The organism is Desulfovibrio sp. DV (assembly GCF_001936595.1).
Taxonomy (GTDB): domain Bacteria; phylum Desulfobacterota; class Desulfovibrionia; order Desulfovibrionales; family Desulfovibrionaceae; genus Solidesulfovibrio.
Window position 1 is genome coordinate 1 of record NZ_MLBG01000179.1, and the last position, 3,667, is coordinate 3,667.

Annotated in this window: 2 protein-coding genes; both read right to left on the reverse strand. The window is 64.1% G+C overall.

The window, feature by feature from the left end; translation table 11 throughout:
* Nucleotides 1-113 precede the first annotated feature (113 nt).
* Complete coding sequence (locus tag DVDV_RS21530) at nt 114-1,817, reverse strand: FAD-dependent oxidoreductase (RefSeq protein WP_075356613.1); 1,704 nt, start codon at nt 1,815-1,817, stop codon at nt 114-116.
* Nucleotides 1,818-2,248: 431 nt separating this feature from the next.
* On the reverse strand, nt 2,249-3,409 hold the full coding sequence (locus DVDV_RS21535; RefSeq protein WP_075356614.1) for an aminoacetone oxidase family FAD-binding enzyme: 1,161 nt from the start codon (nt 3,407-3,409) through the stop codon (nt 2,249-2,251).
* Nucleotides 3,410-3,667 lie beyond the last annotated feature (258 nt).

Consider the following 3,667-nt stretch of genomic DNA (forward strand, 5'->3'; position numbering starts at 1 on the left):
GGCGCGCCGTCAAGGCACGAGTGGCATAGGTTCAAGGATACAAGAAAGCGGCCAGCCGCGTCCGATCTGGATCGGGCGCGGCTGGCCGCTTTTGTGACGGGCTGGCCGGGCGGTTATGCGACGGCTTTGCCCTTTTTCCAGTACGGATTGGTGGTGTCCTCAAAGGCCGACAGGGCGGCTGTGGAGCCGTCGCCAACAGCATTGACGATCTGCTGGGAACCGCCGGTGACGTCGCCGGCGGCGTAGATGCGCGGAATCGAGGTGCGCTTGCCCCGGTCGGTGACGATGTAGCCGTGTTCGTCCAGGGTCAGGCCCAGTTCCTGGGCAATGGCCGTGTTGGGCGTCAGGCCGATGGCCACGAACACGGCGTCGGCGGCAATCTCGCGCTCGGTCCCCTCGGCCACGTCATGCAGACGCACGCCGGTCACCCTGGTCTCGTCGCCGAGAATTTCCGCCACCGTGGTCCCAAGGATGGTGGCGATCCCTTCCTTGGCCAGGGCGTCCTGCAAATGCTGCTCGGCCCGAAACTCCGGCCGGCGGTGCACGAGCGTCACATCCACGCCAAGGTTCTTCAAATGCAGCGCGTCGGTCAGGGCCGTATTGCCGCCGCCGACCACCACCGCCTTTTTCCCCCGGTAGAGATAGCCGTCGCAGGTGGAGCAGTAGCTGACGCCAAAGCCGAAATAGCGGTCCTCGCCCGGCGTGCCGAGCTTCCGCCAGGCCGCCCCGGTGGCTAAAATCAGCGCCTTGGCCACATACACGGCCTTGTCGGTGTAGACCTCCACATGCTTGCCCACCTTGACTTCCTCGATGCCCTCGCCTTCGTGGATTTCGGCATAGCTGCGGGCCTGTTCGGCGATCATCTCCATGAGCCGTTTGCCCGGTACACTGGCAAAGCCCGGGTAGTTTTCAACCACCGGCGTCACGGTCACCTGCCCGCCGATGACGCTTTTCTCCAGCACCACAGCAGTCATGCCGCTGCGCACGGCATAGATGGCGGCCGTCAGCCCGGCCGGGCCGCCTCCGGCCACCACCACGTCGAGTTCGACCACGGGCAGGCCGTCAGCCGGGGCCACGCCGGCGGCGCGCTGCTGGGCCAGGAGTTCCTCGGCGCTTTTGAGCGTCACCAGCTCAACCACGAAGCGTTCTTCAGGAAGCAGGCCCAGGGTGGAAAAGGTCTCGTTTATGATGGTGTGGGGGACGCTGCCCACATGGTACTGCTCGGCCAGGGCCTGATGCTGCGAGGAATCGACGCAGGCGGCCGACACGAGGTCCGGGCGCTCCACGGCGCAGCGAAAGGCGTTGCCCACCTGCCCCGGGCAGTAGGGGCACGACGGGTTGACGAAGACCTGGACGTGCCGTTTCTCGTCAAGCTCCTGGAGCAGTTGCCGGGAAATCTGGGTGAGCCCGCTTTTCCCAAGCGACAGGCGCATGATGGTCTCAATAAGCGTGCGCGCCTCTTCGCCAAGGGGCGCGCCAAGGTAGCGGATCTGGCAACGATCCGGGGCCAGAAGCAGGGTGGGCGAGAAGTCCACGCCGTAAAGTTTGGCTTCGGGACTGTCCAGTCCGAGAAAACGGGCTGTAATTTTGGGGGTGATTTCCGACAGTTCCCGGCAAAGCGATTCCATGAAACTGTTGTAGGGCACGTTTTGCTTGGGATCGGTGAAGACCACAAGCTCCACGGGCTCTTGCATGGTATCGAAGAACTTGGTCAATTCGGCCAGATTGTCTTCAGGAATGAGGCGCTTTGGTGTCGCCTGGGCCTGGGCGGGCGTGTCCGTGTCGGCCTTGGTCTTGTCGCGTCCGAAAAGGGCCATGGTGCCGCTCCTTGGGTCGTTTGCAAGAGGTCTTGGGCCATTGTGTAGCCCAGGCGCGCCGGATAGGCAAACAATTGCAGCGCAGCCTGCGGGTTTCCCTTGCGGGCCGGAAAAAAAAGGCTACAAGAAAACCAGGGATCCAGGGAGTCCGGCCCGGGGGGGCCGGAGAAACGAAATAGGGGAAGAGGCTATGAAGGATGCGCTCTATGCGGCCGCAGTGATCTTTTTTGCGGCCATCATGCTGTTTTTCCCGTCTGCGTGGGAACGCGTCAGCGACGCCGAGGCCAAGCGTCTGCTCAAGGAGTAGGCGGCGGGGCGGGCCGGGGAGGCCATCGCGTCCCTGAAAAAATACCTGCCTATTTTTTGAATTAATTTGTAGTTCAGGCTCTTGTCTTGCTTGTATGCAGACAGGAACGTCGTGGACGCGAACCTCAGGCGCTTTCGCCGGCGGCAAAGCCGGAGGCGTAAGCCCAGTGCAGGTTAAACCCGCCAAGCCGGCCCGTCACGTCAAGCAATTCACCCACCACATAGAGCCCAGGCACCCGTGTCGCCTCCAGGGTCTTGGAGGATATGGCCGCCGTATCCACGCCGCCAATGGTCACTTCGGCCTTGGCGTAGCCTTCGGCTTTGCCCGGAGTGAAGGGAAAAGCAGCCAGCTTATCCGCCAGTTCGCGCCGGGCCTTGGGCGAAAGTCCGGCCACCGGGCCGGACAGGGCCAGCTTTTGGGCCACCTCGCCGGCCAGCCGCTTGGGCAGAACCCGGGCCAGGGCGTTTTTGATCTCCAGCCGGGGCGCTTCGGCCAGCACCGCCTCGAGATCGACGCCGGGCAGGAAGTCGATGGCCAAGGTCGCCCCCTGCCGCCAGAACATCGAGGCGTCGAGCACCGCCGGCCCGGACACCCCCTTGTGGGTGAACAAAAGGCTGCCAACGGCCTCGCCCTGGCCGCGAATGACAACCGGCAGCGACACCCCGGAAAGCTCCTGGCAAAAGCCGGCCATGTCCGGCCCGGCCAAAAGCGGGGTCAGGCCCGGCAAAAGCGGCGTGACCGCCAGGCCAAAGCTCCGGGCCAGGGCGTAGCCGAAGTCCGTGGCCCCCAGGCCCGGCCAGGATTTGCCGCCCAGGGCCAGGACCAGGGAGCCGGCCCGCACCGTGCCGGCGTCGGTATCGACGGCAAAGCCGTCGCCGTCTTTGCGGGCGGCGGCAATGCTCGCCCCGAGCATGAACTGCGCCCCGACCTTCCGGGCGTTTGCTTCGAGAAAACGCACCAGACTGATGGCCCCGCCGGTGCAGAAATGCTTGCCGGCGTCTTCCACCCGGGTGGCCACGCCGCCGCCGTGTATCCAGTCCAGAAATTCCCGGGAGGGCAGGCGGGCCAGGGCGGATTTGACGAAATGCGGGTTGCCGCAGACATAATCGGCCGGCACAATGTCCTCGTTGGTGCAGTTGGCCCGGCCGCCGCCCGAGGCCAGGACCTTGCGGGCAATCTTGCGGCCATGGTCAATGAGCAGGACCGAACGCCCGCGCCGGCCGCAGCCTATGGCGCAACACAGCCCGGCGGCTCCGGCTCCCAAAATGGCGACATCGACCTGCATGATTTCCTCGTTGTGTTGGTTGGAATGAGAAGTACGGTGTGACGGATGCAAAAAGAGAGAAGACGAAGATGCCTCCGGCGGCCAAAGGGCAGTGCCCTTTGGAAACCCACTAGAATTATGAGAAAGGAGTTATGGTTTTCAAGGCTCTCAGGCCCTTTGGCCGTCGCAGCAACGCTGGTTCCGCGTCAAGAACCCCTTGAAATTTTCCCCATTGGGGGGTCCGGGGGCCTCAGGCCCCGGCCGCCGGAGCATTCTTCT

What these genes read in the sequence shown, in the direction of transcription:
- DVDV_RS21530 (WP_075356613.1), bottom strand. Translation starts at nt 1,817, where the DNA reads ATGGCCCTTTTCGGACGCGACAAGACCAAGGCCGACACGGACACGCCC.
- DVDV_RS21535 (WP_075356614.1), bottom strand. Translation starts at nt 3,409, where the DNA reads ATGCAGGTCGATGTCGCCATTTTGGGAGCCGGAGCCGCCGGGCTGTGT.